Annotated in this window: 19 protein-coding genes; 3 read left to right on the top strand and 16 right to left on the bottom strand. The window is 43.5% G+C overall.

Annotated elements, in window-relative coordinates:
- Window positions 1-144 precede the first annotated feature (144 nt).
- From MH117_RS19290 to MH117_RS19270, 5 genes are all read right to left on the bottom strand, one after another.
- Window positions 145-819, bottom strand: a complete 675-nt coding sequence (locus MH117_RS19290; protein WP_239331446.1) for a hypothetical protein — start codon at window positions 817-819, stop codon at window positions 145-147.
- A gap of 313 nt (window positions 820-1,132) precedes the next feature.
- On the bottom strand, window positions 1,133-1,921 hold the full coding sequence (locus tag MH117_RS19285; RefSeq protein ID WP_239331444.1) for a sensor domain-containing protein: 789 nt from the start codon (window positions 1,919-1,921) through the stop codon (window positions 1,133-1,135).
- 443 nt (window positions 1,922-2,364) lie between these two features.
- Complete coding sequence (locus MH117_RS19280; RefSeq protein WP_239331442.1) at window positions 2,365-3,051, bottom strand: hypothetical protein; 687 nt, start codon at window positions 3,049-3,051, stop codon at window positions 2,365-2,367.
- A gap of 242 nt (window positions 3,052-3,293) precedes the next feature.
- Complete coding sequence (locus MH117_RS19275; protein WP_239331440.1) at window positions 3,294-5,294, bottom strand: CAP domain-containing protein; 2,001 nt, start codon at window positions 5,292-5,294, stop codon at window positions 3,294-3,296.
- A 436-nt stretch (window positions 5,295-5,730) separates the two neighbouring features.
- Window positions 5,731-6,300: an SF0329 family protein gene (locus MH117_RS19270; protein WP_239331438.1), complete on the bottom strand. Its 570-nt coding sequence runs from the start codon at window positions 6,298-6,300 to the stop codon at window positions 5,731-5,733.
- Window positions 6,301-6,988: 688 nt separating this feature from the next.
- On the opposite strand from MH117_RS19270, the gene MH117_RS19265 reads away from it, so the two are divergent.
- On the top strand, window positions 6,989-7,462 hold the full coding sequence (locus MH117_RS19265) for an NTF2 fold immunity protein (protein WP_239331436.1): 474 nt from the start codon (window positions 6,989-6,991) through the stop codon (window positions 7,460-7,462).
- A 497-nt stretch (window positions 7,463-7,959) separates the two neighbouring features.
- On the opposite strand, the gene MH117_RS19260 is transcribed toward MH117_RS19265, so the two are convergent.
- Window positions 7,960-8,106 (bottom strand): hypothetical protein, encoded by a 147-nt coding sequence (locus MH117_RS19260; RefSeq protein WP_239331434.1) that lies wholly within the window; start codon window positions 8,104-8,106, stop codon window positions 7,960-7,962.
- 513 nt (window positions 8,107-8,619) lie between these two features.
- On the bottom strand, window positions 8,620-9,324 hold the full coding sequence (locus MH117_RS19255) for a CPBP family intramembrane glutamic endopeptidase (protein WP_239331432.1): 705 nt from the start codon (window positions 9,322-9,324) through the stop codon (window positions 8,620-8,622).
- Window positions 9,325-9,410: 86 nt separating this feature from the next.
- Here MH117_RS19255 and MH117_RS19250 point away from each other — a divergent pair, with 86 nt between their 5' ends.
- Window positions 9,411-10,157, top strand: a complete 747-nt coding sequence (locus MH117_RS19250) for a MerR family transcriptional regulator (protein WP_239331430.1) — start codon at window positions 9,411-9,413, stop codon at window positions 10,155-10,157.
- Between the two features lie 239 nt (window positions 10,158-10,396).
- Here the strand turns inward: MH117_RS19250 and rlmD are convergent, their stop codons facing one another.
- From rlmD to MH117_RS19230, 4 genes are all read right to left on the bottom strand, one after another.
- On the bottom strand, window positions 10,397-11,905 hold the full coding sequence (gene rlmD, locus MH117_RS19245; protein WP_239331428.1) for a 23S rRNA (uracil(1939)-C(5))-methyltransferase RlmD: 1,509 nt from the start codon (window positions 11,903-11,905) through the stop codon (window positions 10,397-10,399).
- Between the two features lie 687 nt (window positions 11,906-12,592).
- Window positions 12,593-13,504: a diacylglycerol kinase gene (locus tag MH117_RS19240; protein WP_239331900.1), complete on the bottom strand. Its 912-nt coding sequence runs from the start codon at window positions 13,502-13,504 to the stop codon at window positions 12,593-12,595.
- Window positions 13,505-13,785: 281 nt separating this feature from the next.
- Window positions 13,786-14,667, bottom strand: coding sequence for a sirohydrochlorin chelatase (locus MH117_RS19235; protein WP_239331426.1), 882 nt, complete (start codon window positions 14,665-14,667; stop codon window positions 13,786-13,788).
- A gap of 1 nt (window position 14,668) precedes the next feature.
- Complete coding sequence (locus tag MH117_RS19230) at window positions 14,669-14,959, bottom strand: YerC/YecD family TrpR-related protein (protein WP_028544376.1); 291 nt, start codon at window positions 14,957-14,959, stop codon at window positions 14,669-14,671.
- Between the two features lie 259 nt (window positions 14,960-15,218).
- Here MH117_RS19230 and MH117_RS19225 point away from each other — a divergent pair, with 259 nt between their 5' ends.
- A complete protein-coding gene (locus tag MH117_RS19225; RefSeq protein ID WP_239331424.1) occupies window positions 15,219-15,833 on the top strand; it encodes a hypothetical protein in 615 nt (204 codons plus the stop codon).
- A gap of 108 nt (window positions 15,834-15,941) precedes the next feature.
- Here MH117_RS19225 and MH117_RS19220 read toward each other — a convergent pair whose 3' ends face one another.
- The 5 genes from MH117_RS19220 to MH117_RS19200 all read right to left on the bottom strand — a co-directional run bounded on the left by MH117_RS19220 (window position 15,942) and on the right by MH117_RS19200 (window position 20,885).
- Window positions 15,942-16,943, bottom strand: coding sequence for an inorganic phosphate transporter (locus MH117_RS19220; RefSeq protein ID WP_239331898.1), 1,002 nt, complete (start codon window positions 16,941-16,943; stop codon window positions 15,942-15,944).
- Between the two features lie 91 nt (window positions 16,944-17,034).
- The gene (locus MH117_RS19215) at window positions 17,035-17,646 is read right to left on the bottom strand and encodes a DUF47 domain-containing protein (protein ID WP_239331422.1); all 612 of its coding nucleotides are present in this window, start codon (window positions 17,644-17,646) and stop codon (window positions 17,035-17,037) included.
- A gap of 192 nt (window positions 17,647-17,838) precedes the next feature.
- Window positions 17,839-18,936 carry a DUF3048 domain-containing protein gene (locus tag MH117_RS19210; protein ID WP_239331420.1) on the bottom strand — a complete coding sequence of 366 codons (1,098 nt, stop codon included), beginning with the start codon at window positions 18,934-18,936 and terminating at the stop codon, window positions 17,839-17,841.
- 254 nt (window positions 18,937-19,190) lie between these two features.
- Complete coding sequence (locus MH117_RS19205) at window positions 19,191-20,033, bottom strand: alpha/beta hydrolase family protein (RefSeq protein WP_239331418.1); 843 nt, start codon at window positions 20,031-20,033, stop codon at window positions 19,191-19,193.
- Between the two features lie 456 nt (window positions 20,034-20,489).
- Window positions 20,490-20,885 carry a hypothetical protein gene (locus MH117_RS19200; protein ID WP_239331416.1) on the bottom strand — a complete coding sequence of 132 codons (396 nt, stop codon included), beginning with the start codon at window positions 20,883-20,885 and terminating at the stop codon, window positions 20,490-20,492.
- Window positions 20,886-20,947 lie beyond the last annotated feature (62 nt).

The raw sequence follows: 20,947 nt of genomic DNA, 5'->3' as shown, positions 1-20,947 counted from the left end.
GCTTTTATTTTATCAAAAGCCTGATACATTGGTATTATCCCCTTTAAGTAGGCGCTCACGTGTGACATAAAGCGGCTTTCAAATGCTGGAATAGAAACAAAGGGTATTTCCTTCGTGAAGGAGATACCCTTTGTTAGATAAGACCTATTTATAATACGAAGTAGTCAATGGTACAAAGACAGCAGTATCACCTTTTACATTGCCGTGAATATACAATGATTTAACGCCAGCGATATCCACTTGGACAGTGACCAAACCTTCCTCAGCTTTGATCACATCTATCTTTTTCAAAGTAGTACTAGTATCGCCATCTTGTATAGTAAGGTCCGTTATATCACCGTTAACAGCTGCTATCTGAAGGTATAGTGTTTGATGCTTTTTATTTGGATAGAGCATAAAGTTGCTGCTGCGGTCGCCAGATCCATCGTTGAAATATGCTTCTTTATAATCCTTGCCTTTATAGGTTGTTTTAGCCGCGTCTTTCGTATAATACATATCTTTGAAGCCATCTACAATAGAAACGCCGTCGACTTTCTCGCCTAAAATAATAGTATTGGTAGTCTCATCATAACCGACTGCTATATCAAGTGCGTCGGAGATGGAGCGAATAGGAAAATAATTTGCTCCTTGATAGGTGATTGGTGCAATTGCATTGCCTTTAACATCACGCAAATCAACATAAGTTCCATCGACCTTTACTCTTACCTCCGGGTTAAGGTAAGCTTTAATTTCCTGCAGCTTAGTTGCTGCTAAAGCGCCAGTTCCCATGCAGGCCAGCATTGATGCGCTAATAATAGCTACAAATGCTTTTTTCTTCATTTTCTCACGCTCCTCGTGGTAAGTTATTACAGGCATTACTAGATATTGTAGATAAATTATTTACTGAGATCAATAGTTTTCTTGGAATATTTTATATAAAAAAATGAAACAAAATACTATTTATATTCATTTGAACAGACTCTGACCTTAAGTCAGATGGAAATGGACTTTAGTCTAAAATAACGATATTGTTTGAACAGGATTATCGAGTGTATCGCATAATCAAAAACCATCCCTATCATAAAAAAGGCTCAAGCGTTATGTCCGCTTGGATACGAATAGATATCACACTACTAACAAAAAAAGAGAGCTTCTAAAGCTCTCTAAAGGCTGGATGTATTAGCCCTTGGGTGGGCTGATCCACCGGGCGCTCATAATATTGCGACTGAACCGGATCTTGCATTGGTACTGGCGGCTGCATTTTTTGATAAGGCTCATCCACATACATGATTCTGCGCTGAACTTGCATAAGCCCATTCACGACGCGAAGTGCGGTCCAAAATAGTACAATGCCAACGCCTACGTACAGCATATATTGCTGATTATAGGTCCAATCGATATGAAAATAACTGAACAAGCTATTCTCCAAAATATCAATCTGGATTTCATTCATCAAAATGATATGCACGACTGGAAGAGCAATAAGTCCAAGTCCTACTGACAACACTGTTACCATTATAACAAAGAAGATAATTCCTGTTACAAATCTCAGTATTACGAGCAGCAGATTTCGAATGAACAGCCCACTGTCAAAACCTCTCACCATTCGCATAAACCAGTTTTGCCCAGCTACAGACTGTTGGTGATTGTAGGGATATGAAATAGGGGCAGTCGGTAAACCTAGAATTTGTCGAATCATGCCTTGTTCAAAATTTACAATCCCATTCAAAATTTTAGCTACTCCAAAAAACAGCGGTATTCCGATAAATAGTGGAGTTAAAGCGATCGATAGAGCAAGACCCGTCACCGCTATTGTAAAATAGATTATCCCTAACGGGAGAGATAGCAAAAAATAGAGGATCGTTGCATAGGTTTTTGGATTAAAAAGCACCCAATTCACTTTGCCTGTCGGCGTTGCGGCAGCCGCTTCAGTTGCCTTCATATTCACACACTTCCTTTGGATTTATAAGTTCACGCTCTACATTATAAATCCAGTATAACGGCCTTATTCGCCAGCCATAACCGTCTTAGGAAGTGTCTGAGCCTAGCCTTTAGACTAGGATCTATCTAGCTCAAGATAAAGCTAGAGAGACATCCCTTTCAGTATCACTATATAAGTTTAGGCTCAAACTAATTAAGAAGTTTGTTTTCCTGGACGCTATGTTGGCTACATCCATGCTTACCATACCTGTAGTAATTTCCACAAACATAACCTTTATGGTAGTGAACGTAACATAAGCTTTTTGAGCAATCCGCAAAGTAAAGGCGCTGCATCAATGCAGCGCCTCCGTACCATTGCCAAATTTGATCACAGCATCCAGCCAACCGCCCTATAATTAGGCGGTCCATTCTGAACACACTATTGCTGAAACTATAGTAATGCTATCAAATCACGCTTTGCAGTATACTTTTCATACTAGGAAATAGACGGGCAAAGACATTAAAATATATCATGATGAAAGATAAAATAATAGATATCGGTAGAATAACCAAAACTCTCTTTTTGTGTTTCGGGATTGTAAGTAACAAAACAACTATCATTATTAGGTATATTCCCATGAGCCATGGTATTAAATAGTAATGAGTGTGAACGGGTAAGTAAGCATTGCGTAATTCAAATCCTTCTAACAGCAATGCTGTGATTGGGAGAGCCGAAACAATAATAGAAAACAATCCGTTTCCACGCGCATACCACATAATATAAGCACAAACAGGTGATACAGCCGCGCATATGCTCCAAAAAATAATTTCTTTTTCCGGGAAAAAATGCAGCACAAACGTTGTGTACACATAATAAACGGTAAGCATCGACCCAAAAAAGACGAATATTTTTACTGCCGCTAATTTGGGAGAATAACTGAAAACCGATAAGAGTGCTGCAACAAATATCCATATGCCAAAACGATCACCTATATTAGTGAATATGGGGTTAAAATCAGGACTATCCACAATTTTTGCTGCTAAACCCAAAATAACTCCGGCAATAATTGCATATACGATTGAGCAAGCCTTTTGTTTTGTAGTTGATTCGTTCGCAATTCTAGTCTGATTCAACTTATTAGCTATTTCCATTGTACCCTCCAATTCTTCAAACTTATTTCATATCCAGACTAAACTTCCAGTACCTTCAATAAAACAAAAAAGAAGCTGCAACATGAGTTAAACATTATGAAAAACGGTCGAGATCTTGACTCGTTATGCTGCAAGTGGCAAAAAACGAACTCCCTGCACCTTTTCTAAAGTACAAGGAGTTCGTTTTATTACATTCGAGATATATTCACCCTAAAAAGGTTCATACGAAACCACTATTAACATTATGGCTTGGGTGTATATTCGTTGGCATTCATCGCATTGGCTTCGACAGAGATCCAATACAGAGTTCCAGGTGTCTTCAAGTATAGGTTTAAGGAGTCTTCTGTGTACGGGCCAGATGTGACTTTGAAGTTGCCTTCACGATCAACGGATACCGTTACATCTTCAATTTGATTTGACTTCTTCCCACCCGTCTGTACCATCATCATCGTCTGTTGGCCAGCAAGAATGGTGAATTTACCTTCAACCGTTAGGGTACGATCAGGATGATAGGTGGCAATGAACGTATAATCTTTGATCACTTCAGGTTTTTTGTAGACTTCTCGTTCAGGTAAAGGAGGCAGGTATTCAACAGGTGTCCGACTGGCTGGTCTTGCGCGCAATGACCTCAGCTTGGGCTTCAGTTCTGTAAGCAATTGAACAGCCTCGCCGCGAGTCATTGTACGGTCTGGCTCAAAGCCATTGAGCGTTGAATCCATAGTCCCTTTCATATAATTCATACCAAGCACATACCAGATGGCATTGTAATTGACGTAATGGACGCCGTCAGCCGCAGCTATAATTTCTGCAACTTTCCCTCTCGTAATCGGCTTATCTCTAGCTGGAATGCTAGCCAATCCAATCAGCGGGATGTTTCGCATCTCAGCAATCCGGTAGGCAGCATCAGCGGCATGTTTCTTTTTTGCTGGTGAGTAAGCCTCAATATGGATTTGATACTGCTGTAGGAACATCGTCCAGAATTCAGCTTCTGTTACCGTGCTTGCAGGCTTGCTTGCATTCAGTGGCGGATAAGTCTTCGTCTTTAAACGTGGTAGAACCTTGACCTGAATTCGTTCAGAGGACAGATTCCCCACATGAGCCGTAACGTAATAATTACCCGCCTTTATTCCCTTGAAGGTAGCAGGGGACAAGAGCTTTAGCCCTACTGCATTACTGCTGACATAACGTACTTGGTTTGTTAGGGGTTCCGTGACATTATCGTCATATCGTCCTGTAATCCGAATAGAGGCCTCTTCGCCTTCATTAATCAGAATCTCTTTCGCAGCTCCTGATATGCCCACTAACTGATGGCCCTTGCCGGTCTTGAAGGACCAGGATAGATGCTGCGTCTCGGATGAGCTATCGGTACGGTATGCCAAATTGACACGATATGTATGATAACCCTGCAATATGGACTTCGGATAAAGGAACAGGGTACGCTCGCTCGAGACTTCTTCATAAAAAGGAACGTTATTTCCCTTCTCGTCCGTGATGCTTGTTTCATGCCAATCCAGCTTGCCAGAGACTGACGCAGAAATAATATAGCCTGAATGCTCGACATTGAACTGATCCAATGGATTCGGCACTTCATCCCCGTAGAATCCTACTGGCACATTGATCATCCCTTGATAAGGATAAACAAAGATACGGTTACTTTGCACGGAGGACTGGTATGAACCGCCTAGATTAACAACAGCTGTTCCATCAACAAGCGCGATACCGATCTCGTTATAGGCAGAACCTAAAATAATGTCACGATGATAGGCGGTATCCAGCCAGCCTTGCATGGCCATCTTGCTGCTCTTCTGTCCAAAATGCATGACTTCACCCGTTCGGTATGAAGTTCCATAATTCCAGCCTGCGGCTTTCATTCGTTCAAAAGGTCCAGTCCCCGTAAACCCTTCCAGTCCCATTTTTTCTTGATGGGCACTTAAGGTAACCTTCTTTCCGCGACCGTGCAAATTATAATATTTTGCATGATTGATGGCTGCTTGGGTTATTTCTTTATTAAGCTTTAACGGCGGCAAGCCAACGCTTAGGCGAACCTCATTCAGCATCTCAAGGGCATCTAATTGATCCTGCGCGTAAGCCGTTGAGTCAGCGCTTGCGACTGCCTTATTAAGCGGCATAAAAATAAAGTAAAAGACTAGCGCAAGAAATAGTGCAAGAAACCCAAGGTGCGCAAAGTTCATGCGGAATCGCCTATGGTTTAATTCGCTATTCCAATTTGTGTTTGTAAACATGATGCATAATCGTCCCCTTGTAGAAATTTATAAAACCATGTAATAGTTCGACAGAACGATACCAATTCCTTTTTATATAAGTCGAAATACCCGTATAAATAAAGAACCTTGGAAAGATCTCCAAGACTCTTCATATGCTGCCTTCTATTTTTAACAACAACTCTATAGCTATGATGCTATTGTATTGTAATATAATGGTTGTCGCTTTTTTATGCATGGTTGAAAGGCTAGCTTAATCAAGCAAGGTGTTGATTGCGATCAACACGATTATAAGACCGCTTAAAAAGGTGTTGAATTGTCCCCCCGTGAATTTGCCGATTCGAATTTTTGCCCTAGTGCATCACCAAGCCAAACGGATATATATAGCTTTCAATGGAGTTACCTCTACATGTGGCGAGTGTTCAGTGAGAACAACCCTGACACGACATATTTATTGTCACAACGTACTACGCCGTAGTTCATAAAAAAACTGCACAATGGGATGCTTTAACTTCATCTTCTCAGCCATATTTAAAATTCGCTTTTTTCCAACTCGTCTGTCCACCAAAGCCAGAATATTCAATAAGATATCATCGCTCTCTATGCTTTCCTCTATAGAAGTAGTTAAAAAATGATTAGCCACAACGGTAAAATTTGATTTACTTAATGAGGATTGTGCCAACAAAAGCTCTTTTGCATACTCTGTAATTTTCCTATTTCTTGCAATGACTTTTAGCCGATCCTCCGGCACTGTTCCCTTGGTATCTTTTCTAATTGCTTCAATTTCTTCATTGCCGATCGGAATTTGGATATCTGAATCATTCTTAATTTCCAGATCCGTTTGATACCATTTGATTAAGCTAGTTTTATCACTCATATTAAATACGTTCTTTTTATCTACCGAAATATAACAAATACCTGCTTTATCAGGTGAATAACGGTAACCCGTTGCACGATATTCGACCCTTCCATGTAACGCAGGACATAGAAAACTCTCCAGATTTTGTTTCAATTTGCTCCAGCTCATGTACGACTCCTTGTTCTATATTTTTTGCACCTGATAAATAGACCTACTCCCTTGAGTCTGTAAGAATAACATTATTACCATTGTTCATCTTGACAAAAAAACCACCTCGCTTGTTGGGTATCATGGAAGTACAACCAACCATGCCAACAAAAAGGTGGGTAGCTCTAGGTTACAACAACATTCCCTGTCTGAACAGTCTCGTTTTTCCAAACTTTTTGCCTCGCTTCACGTCCGGGAAGCTCTGTGACACAAAGGCATTTCCAAGTCATTAGGTCTTACCCTACCATGATTACCAGCAAATATATACATGTTCAGCTTCTGTTCAAGCATGAGACACATAACACCGATATCCACATTTACTTCAATTATAACACAGCTTAATAATCTGACAGCGCCTATTGAATTACCTCTGCGCAGAGATCGTGTGTCGTGATTGTGTAGCCAATGTAGAGATCCGCTCCTGAGTATGATAGTTATATTCTACAAGCCCTTTCTTTTCTGTCTAACCTAGTGTAACCAATTACACTTGAATCAAAGAATGATTGTATAAGTCATAAATTGAGGTTAGTATTTTATGTATGAGAGACTATGGAAGAGGCCATAAGTCTTGTTGAGGCTGATACGAAGGGTATGAAATAACTTATCGGACAAGTAATAACTAAATTTATGTTTGAAGAGGTGTTATCCCATGGAACAACAAGAGTTGCACAAGCATTTAATTGATATCGTCCAACAATACGGATCAAAATGGAACAACTTTGAAGATCACATCTATAAACAGCATGAACAAGAAGAGGCTGAATTAAGAGAAAAATATACAGGTGATGAATATCATTATGTACAACGAACAGATTGGCACGAACAATTTTCGGGGCTGATCGGCCCTATTTTTGTTGAATACTGTACCGATAAAAAGAGGGTATATGGAGGAAAAAACAGACAGAGCTTTGGTTTTCCGGTGAAGTTCAATGGAATAGCGCACTCTATTGAAACAAATGTTGAACTTAAAAATAAAAATCGTGCAGAAGTTTATATCAAAACAGAAACTAACTTTAATGATGAATACCTGTTTGTATTATTGAGAAAAGCCGACACATGGAAGATTGATAATTATAAAAATAAGCGTTATGGCAATGAAAAGTGGAGCACTTGCATCCTCTGAATCACCTGATCGATATTAGTTGCAGGGTTCAATAATCTTTTACAACCTTTCGAACCCTTCTACTCATCCTTTACTTCTTATTAGCACCGTACAATACTGCCACATATGTGATCACAAGTATGCAGAAAAGCTGAAATCTTACTACATTCTCGAAACCCTGCTTTTCACAAGTAATGTCAGACAAGCTACCAATTCCACTCAGATTCGAGCCTCTAGTTGTTAAATAGGTGAAAATTAATATCATTAAAGATTTTGCGGAATTTAGCCTAAAGAACCCAGCATATCCAATTTTACATACAAGTGTTTTCTTAAAAAATAATGCGCATTACATTTAATACGTTATGAACAGAAACGGCTGAAGCCCTTTTTAACAAAGGAAATCAGCCGTTTCTCTTTTTGTTATTTGTCATTCAAATGAACAGCCTTTACCGGACCGCTTCACAATTGTCAGACTCAATGCTGTCTTCGTAGATAGTATGTTCTTTCATTAACAATCACTATTTAATAACTTCAACCTTTTTATCTCCTGCTGACTTCGCCGTCTGAGTACCTTGAGCATAGACTGTGCTGGCTGTAAGCAACATAGTCTCGACTAGAGCTGTGCTGAGGGCTGTGGAAATCATTTTTCTTTTGTGATTGACCATGACCATACCTCCAATATCTATCTTTTGATAAGCCGATCATGCTGTCTGATAATTGTATTATAATGTACTGGTAGTCGTTGTAAAGGAAGTTTTTCCCTTAAAGAGGGTTTAAGTCAGAAGGATCTTCTATTAGAGCTTTTACTCTAATAAAAGAAGACGCCACCCCATATACATAGAATAGCGTCTTGATATTTCAATTATATGAATTAAGGATTGGTTGACCAAACTATAGAGGAACCGAATATCGTCACGTCCAAGCCTAAAACGACACATCGCACATCATATGGGATTAAAGTGGCTCAAGGGCTGACGATGAAGAGTAATGAGGAAGTACAATAATAGTAAATGGTAAATACAAAACCGAGCAAATAGGGCTACCAAATGGCAGCCCCACTTATCATTCATCTCTTCTAATCCTAAACTCTACTAGCCATGTGATGAGTCCCGTCACATTTGTCGTCATTGCCTCGAAGTGCTTGTTTACGAATTAGGTAACTCTTTTTCTTTCTCCCGTTACATTACCAGAGTCAATAATAAAAATAGTCCATTTGTTAAGCCATGTACCCATACTGCAGGCCAAACAGAATTTGTTCGTTCATACGCCCATGCAAATATGATCCCCCCAAGAAAATTCGCAGGCATCGCGTTATAGGTAGGAATATGGACTATCGTAAAGATACTCGCACTCAAAAACATTGCCCAACCAATGCCTAATCGGGTTCGCAGCCAGCGATAGATAAAACCGCGATAGAATATCTCTTCGTATATAGGCGAGATGATCACTGCTGATGCAAACGCAATGAATACACTGAAGACCGTAACATTCTGCTGAATTGATTCCGTCTTAGAATTTTCAAATGTATTGCCGATATAGCTGGTAAGGATCATTACGACGGTGCTGCCTATAATCATCAAGAACGTCCATAACAGAATTCGCCACCAATCCTTCGCAGGAAAGGATCTTAAACCCACTTCACTCCAAGAAAGCTTTTTAGGACGTAGCCCTATGAAATACACGCCCAGCATTAATACTATTGCTATTGTAAGCCCTGTCAATGTTCCTGAATACAGCTCATCTCCAAGCCATTGCGTATATACGGGTTTTACTACAAATTTAATAAATCCGATAACAAATACAAACTCTAGCAACAGCAAAGCTACAAACTCTTTCCATGTCCAATTATCCCTTTGTTTCCAATGCGTTAAGTGATCAGTCATTCCCTTACCCCTTTGTCTCTGTGATATAATTCAAATATATTGGGTGACGCTACGTCACCTGCAAGCATTTTTTTTGGAGGAATATCATGAGTCATTGGACAACAGGACAAGTATCCAAACAAAGCAATGTTTCTGTAAGAACACTTCGCTATTATGATCAAATTGGGCTCCTTACACCTAGCTTTAAGGACGAAAGCGGACGCCGTTGCTATTCCGAAGAAAACTTGTTTACTTTGGAAAAGATCACACTTCTAAAATCTCTCATGCTTCCACTCGAAGAGATTCAGAATTTATTGGATAAGCTATCCTACCGAGAAATACTAAAAGCTCACTATAATCATCTTCAAGAACAACTTTCTTCGCTCCAAACTAGCATCTCCAATACGACCTCGCTCATCAACATGTTTGATCTTGAGGGAGAAATATCGTGGAAACGAATTTCACATTTAGTACAGACAGCCAAACATAATTCGAAAAAATGGACTGAATATTTTCAAGATGACGAGAAGGATTTTTTAGAACAAGTGCTTCCTAGTCTTAGTAAAAGCGACCGAATCACCCAACAATATATTTCACTATTACGGAGAATTGAATGGTGTCAGCAGCATAGCATATTACCTGAATCTGAAGCTGGCTATCAGATTGGTTGTGAGTTGATTGCAGTTTCCAATGATACATTTGATGGAAATGAAGAGTTAATGAATAAGTTTTGGGAAGTAAGAAAAATGCCGTCAGAGACAACTGGACTGTATCCTATAACAGATCAATCACTGGAATTTGCAGAACGTTGTATTATCTATGCAGAGCAATTGCTGAATAAAGAAAATGAATGATTGGTTTCTTAACACTATAGATCTGAGTGATTCCTTCATCCACCAATGATCATTGTTGCATATATCCTCAGCAAACCGGCTTCTGCGAAATCCTGGAATGAAAGAGCAAACAACAATGGCATTTCTAGTGCCTACAGTATCAAGTATCTTCGATGAACTCGGGTACTTATAAAAAAAGCCCAAGCAAGTGACTGCTTGAGCTTTACAGAAAAACATTAGGTTAATGTGGCTCTAAATCACTATGTTCTCACGAGCGACACACAGCATTCAACATGCGCCGTATGCGGGAACATGTCTACCGGCTGCGCCTCAACCACCTGGTACCCGCCATCCGCAAGGATACGCAAATCCCGCGCCAACGTTGACGGATTGCACGACACGTAGACGATACGCTCTGGGCGCATCTCCAGCATCGTATCCAGCAGCGCCTGGTCGCAGCCCTTGCGCGGCGGGTCGACGACGATAACGTCAGCCGTCTCGCCCTGCTCCTGCCAGCGCGGCATGACTTCCTCCGCCGCGCCTACGGCGAACTCCGCGTTCTGGATGCCGTTAATCTCGGCATTGCGGCGAGCATCGTCGATCGCTTCCGCGACGATCTCTACGCCAAGTACTCGCTTCGCGCGCTGCGCGAGGAACAACGAGATCGTGCCGATGCCGCAATACGCATCGATTACCGTCTCTTCGCCCGTCAGGCCGGCGTACTCGACCGCTTTCTCGTACAATACTTCCGTCTGAACTGGATTGACTTGATAGAACGAGCGCGCCGAAATTTCAAACTTGATCTCTCCGATATAATCGGTAATATATTCAGATCCCCATAACAAACGGGTTTTATCGCCCAAAATAACATTCGTTTGCTTGTTGTTAATATTCTGGCATACACTTTTTAATTGCGGCAAAGCTTTAACCAGATCTTCTACGAATTCTTCTTGCTGCGGAATACGTTTCCCGTTGGTCACCAGTGTGATCATCAGTTCATTCGTCCGGAAGCCGATCCGCATTACTACGTGGCGCAGTAAGCCAGTATGTGACTCCTCGTTATAAGGCTGAATGCCATGTTTACGCGCAAGCTCCTTGACAACACGCATCGCTTCATCGTGCACTTCGTGCTGGATCAAGCTTACATCCGTATCCATAATCCGATGACTAGCCTTCGCGTAGTACCCGCCGATCAGACCGCCAGTCCGTTCGTTCTGGCCGATTGGCATTTGACTCTTATTGCGGTAACGCCAAGGGTTGTCCATGCCAATAGTCGGCAGCACTTTGACTTGTGTTTCACCAGCTCCTGTATTTGTAACTCCAGTTGCTTCGCCACCAGCATGCTCCACTTCAAATTTACCGATGCGCTCCAGCACATCTACAACATGCTGACGCTTCCAGCGCAATTGCTCGTCATATGCCAGATGCTGAAGCTGGCAGCCGCCATAATAATGAGCAGGGTGTTCCGTCTCCACACGATAAGGACTATCCACCACACGTTCCAACACCTTAGCGAAGCCGTATTGCTTCTTCACCTTCAGCACCAGAGCGCGTACTTTTTCGCCTGGAAGCGCATTTTGCACAAACAATGTAAATCCTTCTACCCGACCTACGCCTTCTGCCTCATGGGTCAAGCCGATAATATCCAGTACAACCTCATCGTTTTTCTGTACAGGTGCGGTTGATACAGCAGCCACTGCATTCGTGCGTCCTTTTCCCGACCCTCTGCGATTACTGTTCTTGCTTCGTTTGTTATCCTGTTTACTCATTTTATTCCTCCATCTGTATATCTTCCTAATAATCCGGCATACATCAATAGTTGGTATCAGCCCGTACAGCTATATCTTTTAAACCTTGCCACTTTACCTACAAATCCAGCTGTACTTTATCTGAATTACTTGCATACGTGCCTATGTTCTGTTTAGATTTCAATCGTGTTTTCACTCTTGTATCCTATCCATGCACCCTTGAATCCTATCTATTCAAAAGCCGTAATCCTCACTGTCATGTATTGCCCTGTGTATGATGTTTATAACCTGTGCGCAATCGTAGTGTAGTATCCGTCCGTTTACATCAATAGACGACAAATCTGGATTTATGCTGTGCATAACTGCATTTTAACGCTGTATCCATCATTTCTATCCACAGATTCATTCAGGTAAAATGTAATCCTCGCCCTTTAACATCAAGAAAACGGCCCGTTTCGTCCTGTTGGCCTGCCTATATAACAAGACCCTATTCCACAGCGAAACCGACCGCCTTATTCAGCTATCTCTATCGAAATACAGCAGCACTACCCATAACACTCTCATCCGATGCATAAAAGAAGACGCGTAGCCCCCGCTCACGCGCCTGTACGATAAAGCTGCTTGCCATGTCCTCAACTCTAACAGCTCACTAGCACATCGAATTCATCACATCGTTAAATACACGACGTCATATCTGAGAAAATGAACTTAGCGATACGTCGACTCCCCTGATAGATCGGCATAAATATGCAAATGACGCGGCAGCATCTCAAACACAGCCGGCAGCGTGCCGCCGTACTCGCCGTCCAGGTTCAACTGGACATAGTCAGAAGACGTCACTTCAATACGCTTCGACTGAATATGAATGACGTGCGGATCATTCACGTGCTCACCGCGCAGAGCCATACTCGCGAGACGAATCAGCTCTGCAATATTACATTTCTTCAGCATAATAACGTCAAACAAACCGTCGTCTATCGACGCTCCTGGTGCCAGCTTCTCAAAGCCGCCAACCGAGTTCGTATTGGTAATCAAGAACAGCATAAATTCGTCATGAAACTCACCGTGGCCGTCAATCTTCAGCTTCAGTTCGGTCGGGCGAAGCTGAAAGATCATCTTCTCCAGCCCCTTCATATAATAAGCCAACTGCCCGATCATCGTCTTAAGCCTGCTCGGCACCTCATAGGTCAGTTCCGTTAAAGAGCCACCGCCAGCAATATTAATGAAGTGCGTATCGTTAGCACGCCCAACATCAACAGCACGGGTCTCCTGACGAATGATAAGGTCACATGCGTCCTCCCAATTCCGCGGGATACCAAGCGCACGCGCAAAGTCATTGGTCGTCCCCAATGGGATGATGCCAAGCGGCGGCCGATGTTCCTTAATGGCCATACCGTTAATGACTTCATTTATTGTACCATCGCCTCCAGCTGCGATAATAAGATCATATTCCCGATCAATCGCATCTGCCGCGCTCCGACTGGCATCACCTTCGCCCTCGGTCGCATGCGTCGTCGTCTCGATACCAGCGGCATCCAGCCTTTGCAAAATATCTGCCAGCTTCTTCTTGCCTTCCTCACGTCCGGAGGTCGGATTATAAATCAGCCTCGCTCTTTTTATCATGTATCCTTCACCCATTTACAATCTATTCATAAGTACGCCATCCCACAACCTGCGGAATCGTCAATAAAGCAGAGACGGTTCCGTACTAAAAGCCATCCATCAAGCATTTCGTCAATCTCTCTCGATGTATGGCTAGTCCATCTTATTAAGTTTAACCGTTCAGGCCGCAATTTCAAACCCTCATATTTAAAAAGGATCCGCCTTGCTCACTTCTCTCGAGCTATCGATATCCACTTATTACAATTTAACTGCTTACAAACAGGATAAAATGGGCTAATTTATGAGCTTGATAGTACTCGCCTAGCCTCCTGCTCCAACCAAGCCGTCAGTGCAGGATGAGGGAGCAGCGTCTGCCCGTCATACAACAGCGCACACTCATCTGCTTCCATTTCAGCGTTCCCATTCTGAGATTCGATTTCTAACGCGGAGGACAAAAAGTCCTGTCGCACAGGCGCAGACTTAGGCATAACAGCCGATAGCCGCTCAGGAATAACTTTCGTAGTAAAGTATCCTTGGCTTAAAAAAATGGGAACAACCGCCACTCGACCACCAGCAGTGTGCTCTCTGCCCGCAGACAGCAGTGATTGCATCTCCTGAACGCGACCACCAACATCATCGCAGCAGAGCAAAGCATGTCCAGCGACTACACACCAGTTACGCGCCTTCAATTCATGAGCCATCCGTGTTAGCCCATCCCGCCAGCGCGTCTGAAACGGCTCATGTGGACTGCCGTGTGCAATCAGCATCACGGCGTCACGCTTCCCGTCCACATCCAATGCACGCAGCCGCGCAGCTACCATTGCATATACGGAATCATCCTCGTCAAGGGGCGCACCATATACAATATCTGCGTGCACCCTGAACCGCTCCAAGTCAGAATCGCACAAGGGCTCTTCCTTCACGCCAAGTGCCCACGCGATCTCATCCACGTGGGTACTTCCCGATGACACAAATAAAGGGACGACTCCAATCTGCTCGACGCCTTGTGACTCCAGCTCATCAATCCCATCCTGTATGCTCCTGTTCGGAACGCATTCCAAAAAAGAAGAAGCGACCGGCAGGCCCTCCGGCCATACTGCCTTATCAATCGCTTCATCCACTAATGTTACCCAAGCTTCGTCCCTTGAGCCATGGCTAATAATCAATAGCCCCTGCTTCATCCTAACGTCCAAGACGCTCCAGCGCCATCTTGTATCCATCGTTGCCGTAATTCAGGCAGCGCTTTACACGGGAGATTGTCGCCGTGCTTGCTCCCGTCTCTGCTTCGATTTGGTTATATGTACAGCCCTTGCCAAGCATCCGTGCTACTTCCAGACGCTGAGATAAAGACTGTATCTCATTAACCGTACAAAGATCATCAAAGAATATATAAGCTTCTTCCAATGATTCCAACGTTAAAATAGATTCAAATAATTGATCAATCGATTTATCGTTTAACTTTTTCAGTTGCAAACTGATCCACTCCTACAGGTTCTCATGTACACTCATTGTACTTCCTTTATCCAACCTTTTCAAGCAGTACAGTAGTTTCGCGTTAACGAACTGCCGTACCCGATAGCGCTTACAATTCGATTAGGCGTTCGCCCACGGGCGAAAGTCCACACGAGTTGTTCGCCTACGACATACAGTATAGCAAACAGGGGCATTTGCCAACCCCTAATTTGCATATATGAAGGGTGATTCGATGAACACACCTAAAGAGCTCATGTCCGTGCCGAGCTTACACATACCGAATGCGCAGCAGCAGAACCATCATAACGGGAGCTCTGCCCAGATTCATTCCTCCCGCCCCGGGTATCCGCTGCCGCATCCACATAGCTCCACGGCGTATCCTCCTGCCTCCCCCGTCAAGGGGACCGGATACAAAGTTTCCTACCGCAGCAGTGAGGAACAAGCGGTTACCACCTCTGGGTTAACCCCTCAGAACCCTGGTTCCAATGCAGTCGTACCGTATCAAGCGCCTGTAACTCCCGTCGCATCCGCTGCCGCCGCGACATCCAAAAGCGGATTTAACATCGGCGACTTAAAAGGCATCTTTGACCGTATGGGTGGTGTTGAAGGCATTGTTTCCACCATGGGCAAAGTACAAAAAGTGATGCAAAGTGTGCAGCAGTTTGCGCCAATGGCCAAAATGCTTGTCGGTGTCTTCGGCAAGTCCAAGAACAAAGACAACGAAGACGACGAATACTTCTATAAGCCGTCACGCCGCCGCAGACGGAGACGTCCGCCCAGCACCGGGCGCTCTCCTAGACGTCGCAAGCAAGCTCCAAGACGAACCGGTAGAACCAAGAACCGACCCTCGCGTCCTTTACGCCCAACCCGTTAAGCACTTAATCTCAACTCCAAACTCCAAGCCCCAAACACCAAAAAGAGCCGATCCTCCGAGGAACGGCTCTTTCTCATTACTCGCACAACGGGCAAGTATGAGTGTATCTTAATAGAAAATAAAATCGATAATCTTAAATATTACAGCAGCCAATACCGCACAGATTGGAATCGTAATAAACCAAGCAATCACGATACGTCCTGCGACTCCCCATTTTACAGCAGAGAAACGCTTTGCTGATCCAACACCGAGGATAGCTGACGTAATGGCATGCGTTGTACTTGTAGGCAAATGAGTTAACGTAGCCGACAAAATAACGGTAGCCGACGTCAAGTCAGCAGCAAATCCATTGATTGGCTCGATCTTAAAGATCTTCGTGCCCATTGTCTTAATGATTTTCCAACCGCCAATAGATGTACCCAATGCCATCGCTGTTGCCGCTGCGATCTTAACCCATGTCTGCACTTCCATTTCTGTCTGGAACCCAGCTGTAACAAGCGCAAAAGTAATGATACCCATGGCTTTCTGCGCGTCGTTTGTCCCGTGGGAGAACGACTGGAAAGCAGCTGTAATAACCTGACAAGTACGGAAGCCCTTGTTGACCGAGTGCGGGCTCTTGTTTGCAAATATCCATTTGAGGATAGTCATCAAAATATAACCGCCTACAAAAGCAATAATAGGCGAAAAGATAAGCGCTAATACGATGCTTTTGAAGCCGCCTACATTAAGTCCTTCCATCCCAGCTCCAGCAAATACACCACCTGCCAATGCGCCAATTAGCGCATGTGAAGAGGAAGAAGGAATGCCGAACCACCATGTAGCGAGGTTCCAAATAATCGCCGCAATCAAAGTCGCCGCTACAATTTCCAGGCCGTTAGTTAACGTCGTAGGGTCCGCTACGCTGCCCCCGATCGTCTTCGCAACTCCCGTAAATGTAAGTGCACCAACAAAGTTCATCACGGAAGCCATAATAATAGCTGTTCGCGGCTTTAAAGCTCTTGTCGACACTGATGTAGCGATTGCATTTGCCGTATCATGGAATCCATTAATAAAGTCAAACGCAAGTGCCAGGAAAATAACGATCCCGATAACTAATAATGACGTATCCATACGAATATCTTGCACAGAAGCTTGCTAGGAACGTCTGCGCAATTCCCTTAACCCCCTTCAATCCTTGAGCTGTCTTCAGCCGATGACAACTTTAGGAATTACGCATCACGATCGTTTCAAGCATATCAGCAACATCTTCGCAGCTATCCGTAGTCTGCTCCAGACGTTCATAGATTTCCTTACGTTTAATGAGATCAATCGGATCTTTAATGTTCGCAAACAACGCCTTCACTCCAGAACGGAGCAGCGCGTCCCCTTCGTTCTCCAGATCATTTAACTTGATGCTGTATTCACGAATAGCAAGCAATTTCTTCTGCGACAGCAGACGAATCGCCTTCTGAATCTCGTACGTGCTTCGTTTCAGCACATCCGCAAATTGGACTACAATTTCATCACGTTCAAACATTTGGTACATTTCAAAACGGGAGGCACTTGCTTCCATACCGTCCAATACATCGTCCAACGCCGTCGTAAGCGACATGATGTCTTCTCGTTCAATCGGCGTAATAAAGGTCTTGTTCAATTCTGTAATGATGGTGTGCGTGAAACCGTCACATTTGTGTTCCAAATCTTTCATTTCCTTCACGAACTCGGAAACATTACTCAGATCTTCGACACCTTTTGCAAACGTTTCAGCCGCCGTGACGAGCGTATCCGCCATGTTTTGCAGCGTTTCAAAAAACACGTCCTTCTTCTTGAACATTCTGAAATCTCCTTTGCAACCTAATTGCGTGTGCTGTAAACTTTTCAAGCCTTACATATCTTATCATAAAAAAGACGTCGTTTGTAAATAAATCGTAAACGTAAAATGTAACATTTCGCGGCAATTCTCATAAACATATCTGACATTTTCTTATTTTTTCGACAAATTTCGATTTTTTATAACAATATTATCCTATTCGCTCCATTTTACATGTGATTCCTTCGCTTCTAAACTTGGCACAATCATAATATGGGTTATGCCTGGCTGCAGAGGGATAACTTTCCCATCCACCTGAAACTGGATAGGTCCACCCGCTTGACGCACCCAATTTCCAAATGCCGCCCGTCCATTACGAAACCAGATCGCTTTGCCTCCAGTGACCACATCAACGCTCAGTCTGCCTGCTTTGTCCAATACCTGATGCTTTGCTTCAACCGCAAGGACATTTACTGCACGCAATGCCTCTTGGTTCTCTTTATCGACATGCTGCTTGCCTGCCACATATCGGATATAGTTTCCACGATTAGCGTCATATTGATACTCCACCAGCTCTGAATTTTTTAACAAAGCAATCATAATCTTGCCTGCCGCTTCGGTTGTGTATGCTAGAGCAGCATGTTCAGTCTTTCCCTCTACAGAAAAGGACATCACAGGAATAGCTTCTGTCTGCTTGTACTTCTTCTTCGCAATCCCCTGCTCCAATCTAGCGAGGCTCGTGTATAAATTATGAGGTGCTCTCCTGCTCTTGTCCCGCCAAAAATAGGAACCTGCATTTGAAATTTCGTCCAAGTAGGGCTTGTGCTGCTGTTGGAGTATACGATAACCATCAGGGCTGCCCCCCGCATGAACAAGCACTGCTTTGTAGCTCTCCCCAAGTTCAATCAAATAAGGACGAATACTCCTGACAGGGCCAATGCTGCCTGCATATTGATTCTGACTCTGATAGATCGCAACTAAACGTGAAATACCACCCTCAGCCAACACTTCGATTAGCACATCCGCGTAAGATAAGCCTGACTGTGGGCGCGCAGCCTTGTAATTATTCACCATCACGGCAATCGGGCGTTGTTGAATCGCTTGTTCTTGAGCCGCTAATCCTGTAAACGGAGCCAGCACTTGTAACGGGTCACTGGTTTCCTGCTCGGGTATGATCATTTCCTCTTGAGTGGGCTTGTCTGACTTTTCTTGATAATTGACAGTAGTAGCTTGCGTGCAGGCGGTTATGAGGCTAAGGGACAGCAATAACACAAGTAGACAACATTGACCACGAAAGAAGGACGATTCACGCATCGATGGGATTACCTCCTGCTCGATTCACTTATTTTAACATTATTATCCATTATTATTTATCAAATGTCCAATCATCTGGATTCCTCTATTGATAAGATATACTTCTTCTGATCTGTAAATAACTTGCCCGTCGAAAGTACTTTGAGAAAATAACAAAAAACGAAGCCATTGCTGCCCTTTTCAGGTCCGCATGTGCTTCGCTTCGTATGAACTGTATAGAAATATTACCCTCTTATGTGTCTGCCTGGATCTAGTTAAATGCTCCAATGTGCCCATTGCTGCTGGCGGCGCTCCCAATGTTGAAGCCATTCAATTGTGCGATCATATACCGCTTCACGGTGGCTGCCATGAGAGTATGTGTGATCCGCTTGGAACACGATCTCTTTGTCACATTGTCCATCACTGCGCATCCAGAACAACTTCTGGTACAAGAACGAATAATCTGCTGGAATGACATCGTCTGACGTACCGTGGATCAGTAATACATCGCCTTGGAACTTTACGGCCTCCTGGAAAGGTTGGTGTTTGCCGAGGGAATCGAAGTAATCAGGTGTAAAATGATAACCCAAGTACTCGGTCTTACCGCTTTTTACAGATTCGTCATAACGATTGCGTCCAACAATGTTGATGATGTCGTTAAATGGATAAGCCACTGGCGACCACAACACCAGCCGTTTAATGCGTTGATCTCTTACTGCCGTTAACAATGCAACTGCTCCACCCAAGCTGTGTCCGATCAGCGTTACCCGTTGAGGATCTACATCTCCACAAGAGAGGGCATAATCTAGAACGGCCTGAGTCTGCTCGATCATAGCGTCGATGCCAAGTTGCCCGTACTCGCCAGAGCTCTCGCCACAGCCCGCATAGTCAAATCGCAGCACAATATGACCTTCTGCTGTCAGACGCCTCGCGGCGTTTACGAATAAACGGTCAACTCCGATTCGGCTTCCCACAAAGCCATGGCATATAACTGTCAGTGGTACCCTTTTGCATGATTTCTCCTCAGATCGGGATTCAAAAGGTGTACGCTCTACAGGATAATGTATCGAAGCTGCGATACGTTCCTGCTGCCACTTTATTTCTACAAATCGTTCCATCATTATTCCCCCACTTCCGTTCAGTATTTCCTTATATGTTATATCTTATAATTCCGATTAACTTACTTGTATTTATATTAATTTGGATTTTATCATCGTATTCCTGTAATGTCAACCATTCTTTAGCCCATTCTCCTTAATCAAATTGTTCATTCCATCCAAAGCTGCGCCATGTATTTTCTACTAAGAATGTTGGCTTTAATGATGTTCAACCTATTTCATGCTGTACATGTAAATTGCTCTTTTATTTTCTTCTATGCTCCTCTGTGCTTCTCTGTGTTCTTCTGTTAAGTTCGTTCATTCGCAGATCGTAAAATAACCTAATCTATTATTGAGTCTCTGCTTTCCCCACCGACAGGAAAAGGGCCACAGCATCAGATGCCGCGGCCTTTGCCTGTAATATATCCATGGTATTCCTGTTGCTCTGTTGCTGGTCATTGTAACGAGGTGGCGTTGTTATTTCAACTCATAATCCAAATCGTCCGCATGAAATCCATAGGATTCATTGATCATCTGATTCGTCGCCTTGGCGCCACGTTCAACTGGACAAGCGTCGCCTACACACTCGTTGTCATCGGAGTCTTGAAGCGAGTCAGACACCGCATCAATTTCTGCTGCCGGGCTGTTTTGGTCAGTACCATTTATACTCTCCCATGCATTCACTTCATCCACCCCTCGTGCATGTTCCTGATTCAAGTATTGCTTAGTCAACTCATCCGACGGATAAGATGATTGTTGTTCGTACATTAACAGGCCCTCCAATCCTGCACGGCGCCACAGCATCATTTGTCTCACCCTCTGTTCATCAGGTGTCTTTCCTGCTGCGGTTATGCCGTCCTGATGTAGTTTCAACATAGTATGAGAGAGTTGTCGTCTGGTTATTCCTTAGGTTAAAGAAGTTTGATAAATAATTG

Origin of the sequence: Paenibacillus sp. ACRRX, assembly GCF_022346885.1 — a bacterium.
In the GTDB taxonomy this organism is placed as follows: domain Bacteria; phylum Bacillota; class Bacilli; order Paenibacillales; family Paenibacillaceae; genus Paenibacillus_B.
The sequence above is the reverse complement of the archived record's forward strand: the minus strand, read 5'-3'. Positions and strand labels throughout refer to the sequence as shown.